The 13,816-nt window shown below is 71.5% G+C and carries 11 protein-coding genes and 1 riboswitch; of the genes, 4 read left to right on the plus strand and 7 right to left on the minus strand.

Annotated elements, in window-relative coordinates:
- Positions 1-85 precede the first annotated feature (85 nt).
- From D5R93_RS04025 to D5R93_RS04035, 4 genes are read right to left on the minus strand one after another with little or no spacing between them, the layout of a single operon-like run.
- Positions 86-1,369, minus strand: coding sequence for a polymorphic toxin type 15 domain-containing protein (locus D5R93_RS04025; RefSeq protein ID WP_162933822.1), 1,284 nt, complete (start codon positions 1,367-1,369; stop codon positions 86-88).
- Positions 1,356-1,580 carry a hypothetical protein gene (locus tag D5R93_RS14505; RefSeq protein WP_162933823.1) on the minus strand — a complete coding sequence of 75 codons (225 nt, stop codon included), beginning with the start codon at positions 1,578-1,580 and terminating at the stop codon, positions 1,356-1,358. The genes D5R93_RS04025 and D5R93_RS14505 overlap by 14 nt, the downstream gene beginning before the upstream one ends.
- Positions 1,577-2,059 (minus strand): T6SS immunity protein Tdi1 domain-containing protein, encoded by a 483-nt coding sequence (locus tag D5R93_RS04030; protein WP_120203959.1) that lies wholly within the window; start codon positions 2,057-2,059, stop codon positions 1,577-1,579. The genes D5R93_RS14505 and D5R93_RS04030 overlap by 4 nt, the downstream gene beginning before the upstream one ends.
- Entirely contained in the window at positions 2,023-2,394 is a 372-nt protein-coding gene (locus D5R93_RS04035) for a GAD-like domain-containing protein (RefSeq protein ID WP_120203961.1), read from the minus strand. Before D5R93_RS04035 ends, D5R93_RS04030 begins: the two co-directional genes overlap by 37 nt.
- Before the next feature lie 178 nt (positions 2,395-2,572).
- Positions 2,573-2,661, plus strand: a riboswitch (ZMP/ZTP riboswitch).
- Positions 2,662-2,686: 25 nt separating this feature from the next.
- On the opposite strand from D5R93_RS04035, the gene purH reads away from it, so the two are divergent.
- The 3 genes from purH to D5R93_RS04050 all read left to right on the plus strand — a co-directional run bounded on the left by purH (position 2,687) and on the right by D5R93_RS04050 (position 6,407).
- Positions 2,687-4,474, plus strand: a complete 1,788-nt coding sequence (gene purH / locus D5R93_RS04040) for a bifunctional phosphoribosylaminoimidazolecarboxamide formyltransferase/IMP cyclohydrolase (protein ID WP_205570091.1) — start codon at positions 2,687-2,689, stop codon at positions 4,472-4,474.
- Between the two features lie 53 nt (positions 4,475-4,527).
- Positions 4,528-4,827, plus strand: a complete 300-nt coding sequence (locus tag D5R93_RS04045) for a DUF3017 domain-containing protein (RefSeq protein ID WP_119835828.1) — start codon at positions 4,528-4,530, stop codon at positions 4,825-4,827.
- A 173-nt stretch (positions 4,828-5,000) separates the two neighbouring features.
- Positions 5,001-6,407 (plus strand): dicarboxylate/amino acid:cation symporter, encoded by a 1,407-nt coding sequence (locus D5R93_RS04050; RefSeq protein ID WP_119835827.1) that lies wholly within the window; start codon positions 5,001-5,003, stop codon positions 6,405-6,407.
- Positions 6,408-6,476: 69 nt separating this feature from the next.
- Here the strand turns inward: D5R93_RS04050 and D5R93_RS04055 are convergent, their stop codons facing one another.
- The gene (locus D5R93_RS04055; protein ID WP_341466843.1) at positions 6,477-8,453 is read right to left on the minus strand and encodes an ATP-binding cassette domain-containing protein; all 1,977 of its coding nucleotides are present in this window, start codon (positions 8,451-8,453) and stop codon (positions 6,477-6,479) included.
- Positions 8,450-10,213 carry an ATP-binding cassette domain-containing protein gene (locus tag D5R93_RS04060; RefSeq protein ID WP_120203964.1) on the minus strand — a complete coding sequence of 588 codons (1,764 nt, stop codon included), beginning with the start codon at positions 10,211-10,213 and terminating at the stop codon, positions 8,450-8,452. Before D5R93_RS04060 ends, D5R93_RS04055 begins: the two co-directional genes overlap by 4 nt.
- Positions 10,214-10,566: 353 nt before the next feature.
- Between D5R93_RS04060 and D5R93_RS04065 the strand changes: the two genes are divergently transcribed.
- Positions 10,567-11,553, plus strand: coding sequence for a malate dehydrogenase (locus D5R93_RS04065; protein ID WP_119835825.1), 987 nt, complete (start codon positions 10,567-10,569; stop codon positions 11,551-11,553).
- Positions 11,554-12,205: 652 nt separating this feature from the next.
- Here the strand turns inward: D5R93_RS04065 and D5R93_RS04075 are convergent.
- Positions 12,206-13,720: a coiled-coil domain-containing protein gene (locus D5R93_RS04075; protein WP_243107031.1), complete on the minus strand. Its 1,515-nt coding sequence runs from the start codon at positions 13,718-13,720 to the stop codon at positions 12,206-12,208.
- Between the last annotated feature and the right edge of the window lie 96 nt (positions 13,721-13,816).

Genomic DNA, 13,816 nt, shown 5'->3' on the forward strand with positions numbered 1-13,816 from the left:
GTCCGCTCATCCGGCTCACCGCCCACGGGCAGGGCGGCCGGTTGTTGTGGTGGGTGCGGGTGTGGGGTCGGTGGGTTTTATCGGCTTAGGCCTCGGTTGCGTCTGCGGTTTCTGGTGGGGGTCTGGCGTGGGGTGGGGGGCTGCTGGGTCCTCTGGGTGGCTCGGGCCTTGATGTCGGCCAGGACCTCCTCGGGGTGATCTTGTGGCCCGGCCTGCCTGCCCGGGAGGGCTGGCCTGTGGCGGGTCCTGTCTGGGGCTGGGCCTGTGCTGGTGGTGTTCGTGCGGCGGTGGTGGGCGGGTGGGGGAAGGAGGCCTCGCGCAGGCTGGCGGTGCGGGCGGGGCCGGTCCCGGCGGGTGCCTCCCGCGCGGCCCGGGGCTGGCGGGTGGTGCGGGGCTGGGAGGGCTGCTGGACGCGGGCGGTGATCCTGGCCAGGACCTCCTCGCGGGTCAGCGGCCGCGACGGCTGGCCCGGCCTGTCCGTCTGGGGCGGCTGGCCCGTCTGGGGTGGTGGTACGCGCACGGCGGCGGTAGGCGGGTGGGGGAAGGAGGCCTCGCGCAGGCTGGTGGTGCGGGCAGGGTCGGCTCCGGTGGGTGCCCCGGGCTGGTCCTGGCCGGGCTGCTGGCCCCGGGTGTCCTGGCGGGTCTGGCCGTGTCCCTGCTCCTGCGCGGGTGGTGGGTGCCAGGGTGGGTGGCCTGCGGCGAGGGTGGCGGCGACGTGGGCGGGTGTCCAGGGTGGCCCCCGGGGGCTGGTGGCGCTCACCTGGGCCTGGGTGCGGGGCTCGAGCACTGTCTGGCCGTGGCGCAGGTCCTGGGCCAGGTCGGGGGAGTCTGCCAGCACCGCGCGCACCAGCAGGCGCACCCGCGCCCGCTGCTGCGGGGGGACCTGGAGGGCGGCCTGCTCCAGGACCGCGGACACGGGAGGCTGCTGGCCGCCGATGGAGGAGTTGACCGCCCCGTGGCCCAGGGAGGGCCAGCCCTCGGCGGTGGTGGCGGGGCCGCCTGGCCCCGCCAGGAGCTGGTCGGACTCGTGGAGCACCACCAGCGCCCGGTCCACATCCCGCGTCGCGGCCCGCGCGTCCTCCCGGGAGAACTGGTGCACATCCCGCAGGTCGCCCACGACCTCCTTCATGAACTCCTTGCGCCTATTCCTGGTTGCCTTGGAGGTGGGCTGGCGTCCCTGTGCCCGGTAGGTGCGGATGCCCTCCAGCAGCCTCTCCACGGACAGCAGGGACAGGGCGCTGAGTTGGCGGTCCAGCTGGCGGGTGAACTCGGAGGCCAGCTCCTGGGTGGCGGGCTGGTGGCCGGTGTGGAAGAACACCTCCACCGGCGTGGCCGAGTGCCATGCCAGCGGGCTGTCAGGCGCCGCCACCGACCCCTCCCACACCAGCACCCCTGCCCACCGGCCCGCCCTGGGGTGAACATGTCCCCAGCCACCAGCGAGGCACCAGGCCCAGGAGCCCCGCCCCCGTGGCCAGGGGCCTGGCCACCACCACCGGGCACGCCGCCAGGGGCGGCGGGACCAGCGGCGGGGCGGTGGGGCTCCCGCGCCTGCGCGACCAGCGCCACCGCCTGGGCGTCACGACCCCGCCCCCGGGCCACCGGGACCACCGGCGCCCTCACCCGGCGTGCCCCCGGGGCCACCAGAACCGCCCGGGCCGTCTGCGGCGATGGTGGCGGCGGCCTGCGCGGCGGCGGCGGAGAAGTCCTGCTCCAGGACGTGGTCCTGGGCCTGGGCCAGAAAAGTAAGGTGCGCGACCGCGTCCTCGATACCGACCTGGTCCAGGCTGACCCGCCCGGTGAGGCAGTAGGCCGGGGTCAGCCCGTAGACCTGGTCGGCCCCCAGGACCCCCAGGTTGTCTATGGCCCAGTCGGCCACCAGCACCCCGGTGTCGTCGTCGTCCAGGATGTCCTCCGAGGGGGAGGTCAGGGTGGTGGCCCCCATGCGCTCACGCATCACCGGGTCCGACATCCTGGCCGCCTTGCCCGCGTGGGGGCGGAGCCACCCCATCACCGGGGTAACAGTCAGCGCGGGGCCGGAGACCTCCCCCCACAGCTCCATGTCACCCGTCGCGGAGCGGGCCAGGCACCACCACCGCTGGTGGGGAAGGGCACCTCCGTGCCCTCCAGCCACGCCTGGACCACCGGCGCCCACCGGAAGGGGTCAGTGAACCACCACCGCCCCTGCCCGAACCCCTCGAAGCCGAAGCGCTCCCACAGGTGCAGCACCGAGGCCGGAAGCACCCCACCAAAGTAGCCCACGTGCTCCTCCGTGACAGGGGCACCCACACCCATCGGCGCGTACCCCTCCTCCACCAGGTCGTCCATGTTCGCGTCCACCCACTCCGGCGTGGCGTGCAGCCACCCCTGGTACCACTCCTGCTCACTCATCCGCATAACCCAACCGTAACCTTCACCACACCACCACCACAACCCCCAGGCACAAGACCCACCCCAGGCACCCCCAGACAGGGGCACCCCCACACGACCCACGCCCCGCTAGGCGCCAGGACCACGGCACCGTGTTATGACCCGGTTCCGGACCTGTGCTGAGAGGTGGTGAGCAGGTACAGTGTGTGGTGGCCGTAACTGGCGAGGGTGGGCCACCACCGGGGAGCGGCCTGGTCCGTCGTGGAGGGGACGTCGTCCGCCTGGGCGTCCCGCCAGCCCCTGCCCCAGGAGCGCCCCCGTGAGCACCCAGGCCCCCACCACTTCTGCCACCACCGCCCCGATCCCGACCGGCCCTGATTCCAGCCCGGTGCGGGCGGACGACCCCGACCTGCTACCCGTGCGCCGTGCCCTGGTCTCGGTCTACGACAAGACCGGTCTCGCCGACCTGGCGACCTGCCTGGTGAAGGCCGGTGTCGAGATCGTCTCCACGGGCTCCACCGCTGCCGCTATCGTCGAGGCAGGCCTGCCCGTCACCCCGGTGGAGGAGGTGACGGGCTTCCCGGAGTGCTTGGAGGGACGGGTCAAGACCCTCCACCCCCGGATTCACGCAGGCATCCTCGCTGACCGGCGCAAGCCTGACCACCTGGCCCAGCTGGAAGACCTCGACGTCACCCCCGTCGACCTGGTGGTGGTCAACCTCTACCCCTTCATCGACACGGTGGAGCGCGGCGCACCCTTTGACGCCTGCGTCGAGCAGATCGACATCGGCGGGCCTGCCATGGTGCGCGCCGCAGCCAAGAACCACCCCGGGGTGGCCGTGGTGACTGACCCGGGACGCTACGCCGAGGTCGCCCAGGCGCTCACCGCCGGGGGATTCACCCGCTCCCAGCGCCGCAGCCTGGCTGCTGCCGCTTTTGCCCACACCGCAGCCTACGACGCCGCCGTCGCCACCTGGATGTCTACCCAGGTCCAGCAGGACCAGCGGGAGGAGGACAGCCCTGGGAGAGCTGAGTCTGCTGAGACAGCTGTGGCCGGGGACGGCGGGCACGCGCAGGCGCGCGCGGCCCTGCCCGCCTACATCGGGGCGGGCTATGAGCGCCTGTCCTTGCTGCGCTACGGGGAGAACCCCCACCAGGAGGCCGCGGTCTACCGGGCGCCGGGGGCTCGCGGCGGGGTCGCTGGTGCCCGCCAGCTGCACGGTAAGGCCATGAGCTTCAACAACTACACCGACACCGACGCGGCCCTGCGTGCCGCCTGGGACCACGGCCAGCAGGTGTGCGTAGCCGTGGTCAAGCACGCCAACCCATGCGGGATCGCCGTGTCGGCCTACGGCGACGTGGCTCAGGCCCACCGCCGTGCCCACGCCTGCGACCCCGTGTCTGCCTACGGAGGGGTCATCGCCACCAACGCCACGGTCACGGCAGCGATGGCCCAGCAGGTGCGTCCTGTCTTCACGGAGGTTGTGGCCGCCCCTGCCTTCACCGACGAGGCGGTGGAGATCCTGTCCGCCAAGAAGAACCTGCGCCTGCTCGTCGTCGAGCCCCCGCAGAGGGAGGGCTACGAGATCAGGCAGGTCTCCGGCGGTGCCGTGGTCCAGCACCGCGACGTCCTGGACGCCCCGGGCGACGACCCCTCCTCGTGGACCCTCGTGGCGGGCGAGCCGGCTGGCGACGCCGTCATGGACGACCTCCTCTTCGCCTGGCGCGCGGTACGGTCCGTACGCTCCAACGCCGTGCTCCTGGCTCGCGGCGGTGCCACTGTCGGGGTCGGCATGGGCCAGGTCAACCGGGTTGACTCCTGCAGGCTGGCCGTGGAGCGCGCCAACACCCTGGGACAGGGCGGGCAGGAGGTCCCGGGCGCAGGCGCTGAGGGTGCTCCAGGCGCTGCCCCCGAGCGGGCGCGGGGGTCCGTGGCCGCCTCCGACGCCTTCTTCCCCTTTGCCGACGGCCTCCAGGTGCTCCTGGACGCCGGGGTACGTGCCGTCGTCCAGCCGGGAGGCTCGATCCGGGACCAGGAGGTCATTGAGGCGGCCCAGACGGCAGGAGTGACGATGTACCTCACCGGTGCCCGCCACTTCTCCCACTGACTCTGCCCTGCTCTCCCATGGCCTCCACCGGGGCGCAGCCGTAGACTGCAGTCGTGGCACAGCAGGAGCATCTCAGGCAGGTTGGGCACAAGGAGCCCTACAGCACCGTCGGGGTAGTGCTGGTGGCCCTGGGACTGGCCGTCGTACCCGTGCTGACCCTCCTAGGGCAGCGGCTCCTGGCGGTCCTGTGGCTGGCTGTGGGGATCCTGGTCCTGGCGCTGGTGCGTCTGCGGCGCCCTGAGGGCAGCTGGCTGGCAGCCCGGGGGCGTGTCTTCGACGTGGCCTTTGGCACGATCCTGGCCGGGGCGCTGCTTGCCTTGGCCCAGTACGTGAACCTTCCCCGCCTTCTGTGACCTCTTCTTCAACTGCCTACGTCCTGTGACGCAGCCCGCGCTCACGGCCGGGCGGATCACGCAGTGAGCGGACCACCTTGTGGGCGTGAGGTGCCGCAACCTCTTCGGTGTGGCAGTCTGCCCCCGTCACTGACGGCCCGACCGTCCTCCCTGCCCTACCGGAAGGTCCTCACATGTCTGAGCCCACTCCCGCCCGCTCTGGTGAGTCCCGAGAGCCGGGGCGCGAGAGCAGGAACCTGCTGACCAGGGGAGGCATCCTGGTCTGGGTCCTTCTTGCCATCATCCTGGCTCTGCTGCTGGGCTCTGCCACGGTTGGTGGCCGACACCTGGTCCCGGCCCAGGTCGGCAACGTCTTCGTCACCTTCTCCGACCTGTTCAGCCAGTTCCTGAGCTTCTCTATCCCCCTTATCATCATCGGCCTGGTCACCCCGGCCATCGCCGACCTGGGGCGTGGCGCGGGCCGGTGGCTGGGGGTTACCGCCGCCCTAGCCTACGGCTCCACACTCTTCGCGGGGTTCCTCACCTACCTGGTCTGCGCCGCCGCGCTGCCCTCCGTCCTGCGGCGAGGCTCGCTGGACCAGGTCGAGGAGCCCGGAAGCGCCCTGTCCAGCTACTTCACCGTGGAGATGCCGCCGGCGGTGGAGGTCATGACTGCGCTGCTGCTGTCCTTTGTCATCGGGATCGGCCTGTCCATGGTGCCCCGGGGCGTGCTGCGCAAGGGCTTTATCGAGTTCCGCGCGATCATCACCCGGCTCATTGAGCGGATCATCGTGCCGCTGCTGCCGCTGCATATCTTTGGTATCTTCCTCAACCTCACCTACACCGGAGAGGTGTGGGACATCGTGAGCACCCTGCTGCGTGTGGTCGTCGTCGTGCTCCTCCTTGAGGTGGCCATCCTGGGCACCCAGTTCCTCGTCGCCGGTGCTGTCAGCCGCAGGAACCCGCTGAGCGCCCTGGTCACCATGCTTCCCGCCTACCTCACCGCCCTGGGCACGGCCTCCTCGGCTGCGACCATCCCCGTGACGCTACGCCAGGTGCGCCGCAACGGCGTGTCGGACGCCGTCGCGTCCTTCACGGTCCCGCTGTGCGCCACGATCCACCTGGCGGGCTCGACATCCAAGATCTTTGCCTTCGCCTACGCGATCGTCCTGACCCAGGACATCGAGGTCTCCGTTGCCCAGTGGGCGGGGTTCATCTTCATGCTGGGCATCACCATGGTGGCGGCCCCGGGTGTCCCCGGGGGCGCCATCATGGCTGCCACGGGACTACTGTCCTCCATGCTTGGCTTCAACGAGGAGCAGGTGGCGCTGATGATCGCCACCTACATCGCCTTGGACTCCTTTGGCACGGCCACCAATGTCACCGGTGACGGCGCGATCGCCCTGCTGGTCAACCGCCTGGCGGGCGGGCGCATCGGGGCCGAGGCGGACCCTGCCAACGCCCGGGAGCTGTCCTTCGACGGGATGGCCTACCTGGACAAGGTCAGCGTGGAGGGCGTTGTCAGCCCCGAGGAGCTGGAGGCCTCCGCCCGCGTGCACAGTCCCGCCCAGGCGGTGGACGCTGCCGCTGGGGGTGAGTAGCTCCTCACCGGCGGTCCGTAGTCAGCGGCCTCGGTAACCTCGAACCTGGCTAACCTCGGGCCAACCTGGCTAACCTCGGGCCAACAGAGTGCGCAGCGGCCCGTCCACCTCCAGCAGCACCGAGGGGGAGCCCTCCTGGACGACCTTTCCGGCGTCCAGCACGACGACGTGGTCCGCCTGTACCGACTGGCGCACCTGGTGGGTAATCTCCACGACTGTCGCCTCAGGAAGGTAGCGGCGTATGCCCGCCCGGACCCGGGCCTGTGTCTGCGGGTCCAGGTGTGAGGACAGCTCGTCGAGCACGAGCAGGTTCGGGCGGGCTAGAAGCGCCCGGGCCAGGGCAAGCCGCTGCCGCTGGCCACCCGAGAGGGTCTCACCACGCTCACCCACAAGAGTGTCGTAGCCGTGGGGGAGGGCCTCGACCTCCTCGTGGACGCCAGCCGCCCGGCAGGCCTCGCGGACCTCCTCGTCGCTGGCTGAGGGGGCGGCCAGGCGCACGTTGTCGGCCACGCAGGCGCGAAACAAGTGGGCGTGCTGGGGGACCAGCGCCACCTCCTGGTACAGGGAGTCTGTGCGCAGGTCACGCACGTCGATGCCGTCAATAAGAACGCGCCCGGTCTGGGCGCTTCCCGGGCCCAAGGGCTCGCAGCGCAGGACCAGCATGGCCAGGGTCGACTTGCCCGAGCCAGAGGCTCCGACCACGCAGGTCCACCTCCCGGCCCTGGCTCTCAGGCTGACGTCGTTGAGTGCGGGGGCTGCTGCGGGGGCTGCGCGGGACATGCGGCCTGCGTCAGCTGTGGGTGCGGCGCGGCCGGGCAGGACGCTGCCACCTAGGCTGCCGGAGCCGCTGGTGCTGTCCAGGGCAGCGCAGGCAGCAGGGTAGGTGTAGCTCACCCCCTGCCACAGGACCTCGTGTGAGATGCCGCTGCTGAGCTCCCGGGTACCGTCGTGGCGCTCGACGGGGGCGTGGACCACCTCCCAGACCCGCTCGGCGGAGGCAAGAGCGGGAGCCAGCGCGCTGACGAGCGCCTCGGCCCCCTGTGCTGTCCCGGACAGCCGCAGGACCGCGGCTGCGGCTGCGGCCAGGGCCGGGACGCTGACGGAGCCGGAATCGACGTTACCGGCTCCTGCAGCCACGACGACCACCGGGGCGGCGAGGCCCAGCACCTGGCTGGCACCCCGCCTCAGCGAGGCCCACGTGGTGGAGGGCCGCAGGGCGGAGGCGACGTTCGCGTCCAGGGCCGCCAGCTGTTCCAGGCGCTGCCGCTCACGGCCGTAGCCGACGATGTCGCCCATGGCCTGGACGGTGTCCTTGACATGGTGGGTGAGTGCGGCCCGCTGCCGGGAGGCCGCCCGTGAGGCCCGCACCGAGGCCCTGGCTCCCAGGGCAGGGACCAGGACTAGCTGGGCAGCCAGGAGAGGCAGGACCGCCAGGGCGACCACCCACGACGTCGTCGCACTGACGACGACCAGCACGGCTGCAGGAACGACGAGTGCCGACACCGCGGGAGCGAGCGTGTGGGCGAAGAAGACCTCGATACGGTCGATGTCCTTGGTGGCGCGGGCCAGCAGGTCGCCAGAGCGCGATCCTGCGGACAGTCGGGGCGCGCGGGGCAGGAGGGCGCGGAAAAGCTCCGCCCGCAGCAGCTCCAGTGCCCTGAAGGCCACAAGGTGCCCGAGGAACTGCTCCGCGTAGCGCAGCGCAGCCTTGAGCAGGGCCAGGACGGCCATGGCGGACACGATCGCCCATGCTGACCGCAGGGCTCCAGGTGCACCGGTGCGCGACAGGTGCACGGCCGCGTCAGCGACGGCGTAGGCGCCTAGGGCCAGCAGGGCGGCGCCTGCCAGGAGGCTGACGACCCGGCACACGACGGACCCCAGTAACGGCCGCAGGACGGGGCGGGTCACCTCCAGGAGCCAGCGCAGCAGGACCCGTTGCCCGGGCGGCCGCAGGCTGCTGGTGCCCCGGGCAGCCCCGGCTGGGCTGGCTGCGCTCGGTGGACGCGCTGGACCTGTCGGAGCTGTCAGACTCACGGGGTCTCTCACCGGGTCTCCTCCTGTGCCTGCTGGGGCCTGCCTCCGGTGACGACGAGGACCCGGTCTGCCCCGGCCACGGCGCCCTCGCGGTGCGTTACCGTCACGACCGCACGCCCCGGCGCCATTGTCTCCACGGCCGCCATGATCGCAGCCTCGCTGGCGAGGTCCACGTGGCTGGTGGGCTCGTCAAGGAGGAGGACGGGGCGGTCCGCCAGGACCGCACGGGCTAGTGAGACGCGCTGGGCCTGGCCGCCCGACAGCCCCAGGCCCCCCTCACCGACCTGGGTCGCCAGGCCTGAGGGCATGCGGGCCACCTCCTCGGCGAGCCCCACCTCCTCCAGCGCCCGCCACATCTGCGAGGGGGTGGCGTCAGGTCTGGCCAGCTGCAGGTTGTCCGCGATCGTCCCGGTGAGCAGCCAGGTCGTCTGGGCCACCCGGGCCGAGGCCTGCCGCACCTGCTCCTGGGTGGAGGCCTCCAGCCTGGTCCCGTGGACCACCACGGTCCCCGCGCTGGGAAGCAGGTCCCCGGCCAGCACGGCCAGCAGGGTGGACTTACCTGCGCCCGAGGGGCCGACCACAGCCACGTGCTCTCCGGCTGAGACGACCAGGTCGGCGTCGTGCAGGACCGGCTCGGTGTCCCAGACCGCCTCCACGCCCCGCAGGAGGATCTCCGCCTCAGGATCGTCGTTGGCCTCGCGCGCAGCAGTGGGCTCGTCACCGGTCCCACCCGCAGCAGGCTCGCGCGTGCAGGTGGCGGGATCGGCCGGTACGGCCCGCCTGAGGCCCCCTGCTGGCCGGGAGAGGATCGCGCGCAGGGACCGCTGGTTGGCCCGGCCGGTCAGGCCGACGTAGAAGAAGGCCCCGACGTGGTCCAGCGGCTCCAGGAGCGCGTAGGAGGTCAGGACGACGGCCAGGGCGTCTCCCGTCCCCAGCGCCCCGGAGGCGAGCCTGCTCAGGGCCAGCGCCGTGGCCGTGGTGACAAGGAGCAGGGAGAAGAGGCCGTCGGTGACCAGGATGACGAGCTGGTTGCCCGCCAAGAGCTGCATGAGGGAGCGCCGGTTGGCCTCCCCGGTGGCGGCCAGCCGTTGGCTGGTGCGCCGTGCCGCCCGGGACAGGGTCAGGGTGGTCAGGCCCTGGATCGCGTCAAGGTAGTCGGCGGCAAGACGCAGCCGGGCGTCGCGGGAGCCGGAGGAGGAGGTTCTCAGCCGGCTGTGGGCCAGGGCGATGACGGCAGGGGTCAGGACCACCATGGCGGCCAGGACCAGGGAGACGATCGTGTCCACCGCCAGGGCCAGTTCGGTGAGGACCAGGAGCGGGGCCAGGAGGGAGGCTGCCGCCGGGGCGAGGAAGGTCTGCCGGTACCGGGCGACGCGCTGTGCGCCGTCAGTCAGTAGGGACACGGTGGCGCCGCTGCGGTCCTCAGCCGTACGAGCCGGACCCAGACGGAGCAGGTGCCCCAGGACCAGCTGGCGCAGGTGGGCCTCCTCGGTGGTGGCGCTGGAGCGGGTCACGTGCTCGGCGCCAGCCCGCAGCCCACCCGCCAGTGCCGCAGCAGTGAGGGCCTGGGACACCAGGTGGGACCAGACTGTGCCATCGAGCAGGGCTCCCAGCGCCCAGCCTGTGGAGATGAGCGCCCAGCCTGTGGCCAGCGAGGCCAGGAGGGACAGGAGGAGGGAGACTACATAGGCATGCCTGCCAGCGGGTGAGGAGATGGGCGGACCCGGGGAGCCCGGGCGGGGCAGGCGTGGCAGGAGGCGGGCAGCAGGCATGACGATCCTGGGGGGAGGCGGAACTGTGGGGCGAGGCGGTGAGGCGGTGAGGCGGTGACGGGTGGTGTGGAGCGGCTCGGTAGGAGACGTACTACCAGGGCTCACGATAGAACGAGGGGAGCGCGGGTGCGGGCTGGGAGCGCCCTGTCTTCCCAGGCGGTCGGGGACAAGCAGGCAGTGGGTCCCGGCGTTCCCCCTCGCGGGGACCCCGGTTCGTCCCAGGGGCCGGAACAGGTGGTGACAGTCACGAAACGCCTGGACTGAGGTGTCCAGGCCTGCGCGACGTCATAGCGTTGGCTCAGCAGGACTGCTGCCTGCGGTTCGAGCCGACACACGTCTCAAAGGAGTCCTTGATGGCCAACGCCCCCGTCAACATCACCGTCACCGGTGCGGCCGGCAACATCGGCTACGCGCTGCTCTTCCGTATCGCCTCCGGCGCCCTGCTGGGCCCGGAGCAGCGTGTCAACCTCCGTCTGCTGGAGATCCCCCAGGCTGTCCAGGCCGCTGAGGGCACCGCTATGGAGCTCTTCGACGCCGCCTTCCCCACCCTGGGGTCCGTCGACATCTTCGACGACCCCAAGGCTGCCTTCGAGGGTGCCAACATCGCGTTCCTCGTCGGCTCCATGCCTCGCAAGGCCGGGATGGAGCGTTCCGACCTGCTCTCCGCCAACGGCGGGATCTTCGGCCCCCAGGGCGAGGCCCTCAACGCAGGCGCGGCTGACGACATCAAGGTCCTGGTAGTAGGAAACCCTGCCAACACCAACGCCCTCATCGCCGCCTCGCACGCCCCGGACATCCCCTCGTCCCGGTTCACCGCCATGACCCGCCTGGACCACAACCGCGCCCTCGCTCAGCTGGCGACCAGGGCGGGTGTCCACGTCACCGACATCGACAAGGTCACGGTGTGGGGCAACCACTCCACGACCCAGTACCCCGACCTCACCCAGGCCACCATCAAGGGGGCGCCCATCCCGGAGATCCTGGCTGACCGCGCCTGGGTGGAGGAGGACTTCATCCCCACCGTGGCCAAGCGGGGCGCGGCCATCATCGCCGCCCGGGGAGCATCTTCTGCCGCCTCTGCCGCCTCTGCCGCCATCGACCACGTCCACGACTGGGTCCTGGGAACCTCGGGCTCCTGGACCTCTGCCGCGGTGATGTCTGACGGCTCCTACGGGGTCCCTGAGGGCATCATCTCCTCTTTCCCCTGCACCTCCTCCGGCGGGGAGTGGACAATCGTGGAGGGCCTGGAGATCGACGACTTCTCCCGGAGCCGTATCGACGCCTCAGCGGCCGAGCTGGTTGAGGAGAAGGACGCCGTGGCGGGAATGGGCCTTATCTGACACCACCTGGCACCATGCCTGACACGGGATCTGACACACGGCAGCCTGAGGTGCTTCGGCGCGGTCCTGTGTCAGCCTGTGTGGCAGGTCCTGTGCTAGATCTTGGTCCATGGCACGCCGCAGCTCTAAGCGTCCCTACGGGCGCGACCACGTTCCGCTGGACATGACTCGTCTCTCCTCGCTCCCGCGTAGGCAGACAGGCCCTGGCGGAGCCGAGTTCACCGTGCGCCACGTACGAGGAGGGGACAAGTCCTACACGTGCCCCGGCTGCCACCATCAGGTCCCGGCGGGAACGCCTCACGTGGTGGCCTGGCCCAGCCAGTCGCTCTTCGGAGCGGAGCGGGGCCTGGAGGAGCGTCGGCACTGGCACACGTCCTGCTGGCAGCGTGGGCTGTGGTAGCGCAGGGCGGCACAGGCGCATAAGAAGCAGTGCGAGCGTTAAGGAGATCCTGGCCTTCCCAGCACGTGACATGGGGGCGCTGGCAGCACCCGTACGGTGCCGTCGACGCCCCCATGTCGCACCCCCTCCCGGCACAGCCGGAGGTGGGCCGCCTAGCGTCGGCTTCTGCGCCGGGGGAGGACCCGGGCCGTTCTGGCGTCTGTCGTGCTCCCTGCCCTCGGCCGCCCTGCGAGTGTTCCCGCTCGGAGGCGCTTACAGAACCGGTAGCTGCTGCGGTCTCAGGCTCCTCACTGTCCCTGTCCCGGCACTGTCCTGGGCAGCGCTGCCCGCGACAGTCCTAGCCCCAGAGGAGGACTCGTCTGCCTCGGCGGTGTCGGTGGTAGTGGCAGCGATTTCGGGGTCGGCGTCGTCGTGGCTGCTCGCGACCTCGCCGTTGGCCTCACCGTTGGCCTCACTGTCGTCGTGCGCCGTCGTCCCCGCAGAGGTCTCCCGGGAGACCAGGGCGGGGGCCTGGGGCAGGGAGCCGCCCAGGACGCCGCGCATCTCAGCCAGGTAGGTGGACACGGAGTCACGCTGACGCTCGAGCTCCTCAAGCTGCCGACTGGCGACGGTGGCGGTGACGTCGGCCTCCGCGCGGGCGTCGGCGACGATCTGCTCCGCCTCCAGGCGGGCCTGGGCGATAGTCTCCTCAGCCTTGGCCAGTGCCTCCTCCTGCCGGGCGCGGGTCTCCGCGTCGGTACGGGCGCGTACCTCCTCCGCCCGGGACAGGGCCTCCTGCAAGCGGGTCTCCGCATCCTGGGCCTGCGCCTGGGCCTGCTCCTGCATCTCCTGGATGCGCTCCCTGGTGGCGTCGTGGGCGTCAGAGTCCTCCTGCGCGGCCGCCTCGTGGGCGGCCGCAATCTCCAGGGTCGCCTGCTGCCTGAGCTCGGTGGCCTCCGCGCGGGCCGCCGCGGCCTCGTCGGCTGCGGTGCGCCGCAGGGTCTCCGACTCGGTGCGCGCGGAGGTGAGGATCTCCTCGGCCTCACGGCGCGCCTTGCCCAGGGTCAGCTCCGCCTCCTGCTTGGCGTCGGAGACGATCTCCTCGGCGGTAGCAGCCGAGGAGGTCCGCAGCTCGTCGGCCTCGGCGAGCGCGGCGTCGCGCTGGGTCGTGGCGTCGCGCTCGGAGGAGATGGCGATCTCAGCCGCCTGCTTACGGGCCTGGGACAGGATGAGGGCTGCCTCGCGCTCTGCGGAGGCCCGTAGCTCGGTGGCGGCCGACTCCGAGTCAGCAGTGATCTGGGCCGCCTTGCGCTCCGCGGCGGCGACCAGCTCGCGGGAGCGGGCGTCAGCGTTGGCCAGGGTGGTGGAGGCCTCGGTCTCGGAGCGGGAGCGCAGCTCGCTGGCCTCACGGCGGGCCTCAGCCAGCATCGTGGCAGCCTCGGAGGCGCTGCGCTCCGACAGGTTCTTGGCGTTGGTGCGGGTCCGTGTCAGCAGCGCGTCCGCCTCGGCGTTGGCCTTGGACAGGACCGAGGCGCTCTGCTCCTCCGCGCTGCGGAGCAGCTGCTCGATCCGGGAGCCCAGGCCCGCGTAGGTGGGCTTGTCCGACTCCCGGAGCCGACGCTGCGCGTCCGCCAGCTCCCCCGCAAGGGTCATTGCTCTCTGGTCCAGGCTGGCGACCTCGCGGCGGGCGTCAGCCAGCTGGCGGTTCAGGGTGTCGATACGCTGGTCAACCTGGGCGCGGTCATAGCCGCGCATGGTGATGGCGAACTCGCTGAGCTCCTCGGGCACGTCTTTCTCCTCCTGCCGGGCGGTCAGGGTCACCGCCACACCTCCAAGCGTAGCGAGGCGACGGCTCGACGTGCAGACCCATCGGAGACGACGTGC

This window comes from Actinomyces lilanjuaniae (genome assembly GCF_003606385.1).
Lineage (GTDB): Bacteria > Actinomycetota > Actinomycetes > Actinomycetales > Actinomycetaceae > Actinomyces > Actinomyces lilanjuaniae.

Excerpts from the sequence above, each read along its gene's own strand:
- D5R93_RS04030 (WP_120203959.1), bottom strand. The coding sequence starts at position 2,059 with ATGGAGCTGTGGGGGGAGGTCTCCGGCCCCGCGCTGACTGTTACCCCG.
- D5R93_RS04035 (WP_120203961.1), bottom strand. The coding sequence starts at position 2,394 with ATGCGGATGAGTGAGCAGGAGTGGTACCAGGGGTGGCTGCACGCCACG.
- D5R93_RS04050 (WP_119835827.1), top strand. The coding sequence starts at position 5,001 with ATGTCTGAGCCCACTCCCGCCCGCTCTGGTGAGTCCCGAGAGCCGGGG.
- D5R93_RS04060 (WP_120203964.1), bottom strand. The coding sequence starts at position 10,213 with ATGCCTGCTGCCCGCCTCCTGCCACGCCTGCCCCGCCCGGGCTCCCCG.
- D5R93_RS04065 (WP_119835825.1), top strand. The coding sequence starts at position 10,567 with ATGGCCAACGCCCCCGTCAACATCACCGTCACCGGTGCGGCCGGCAAC.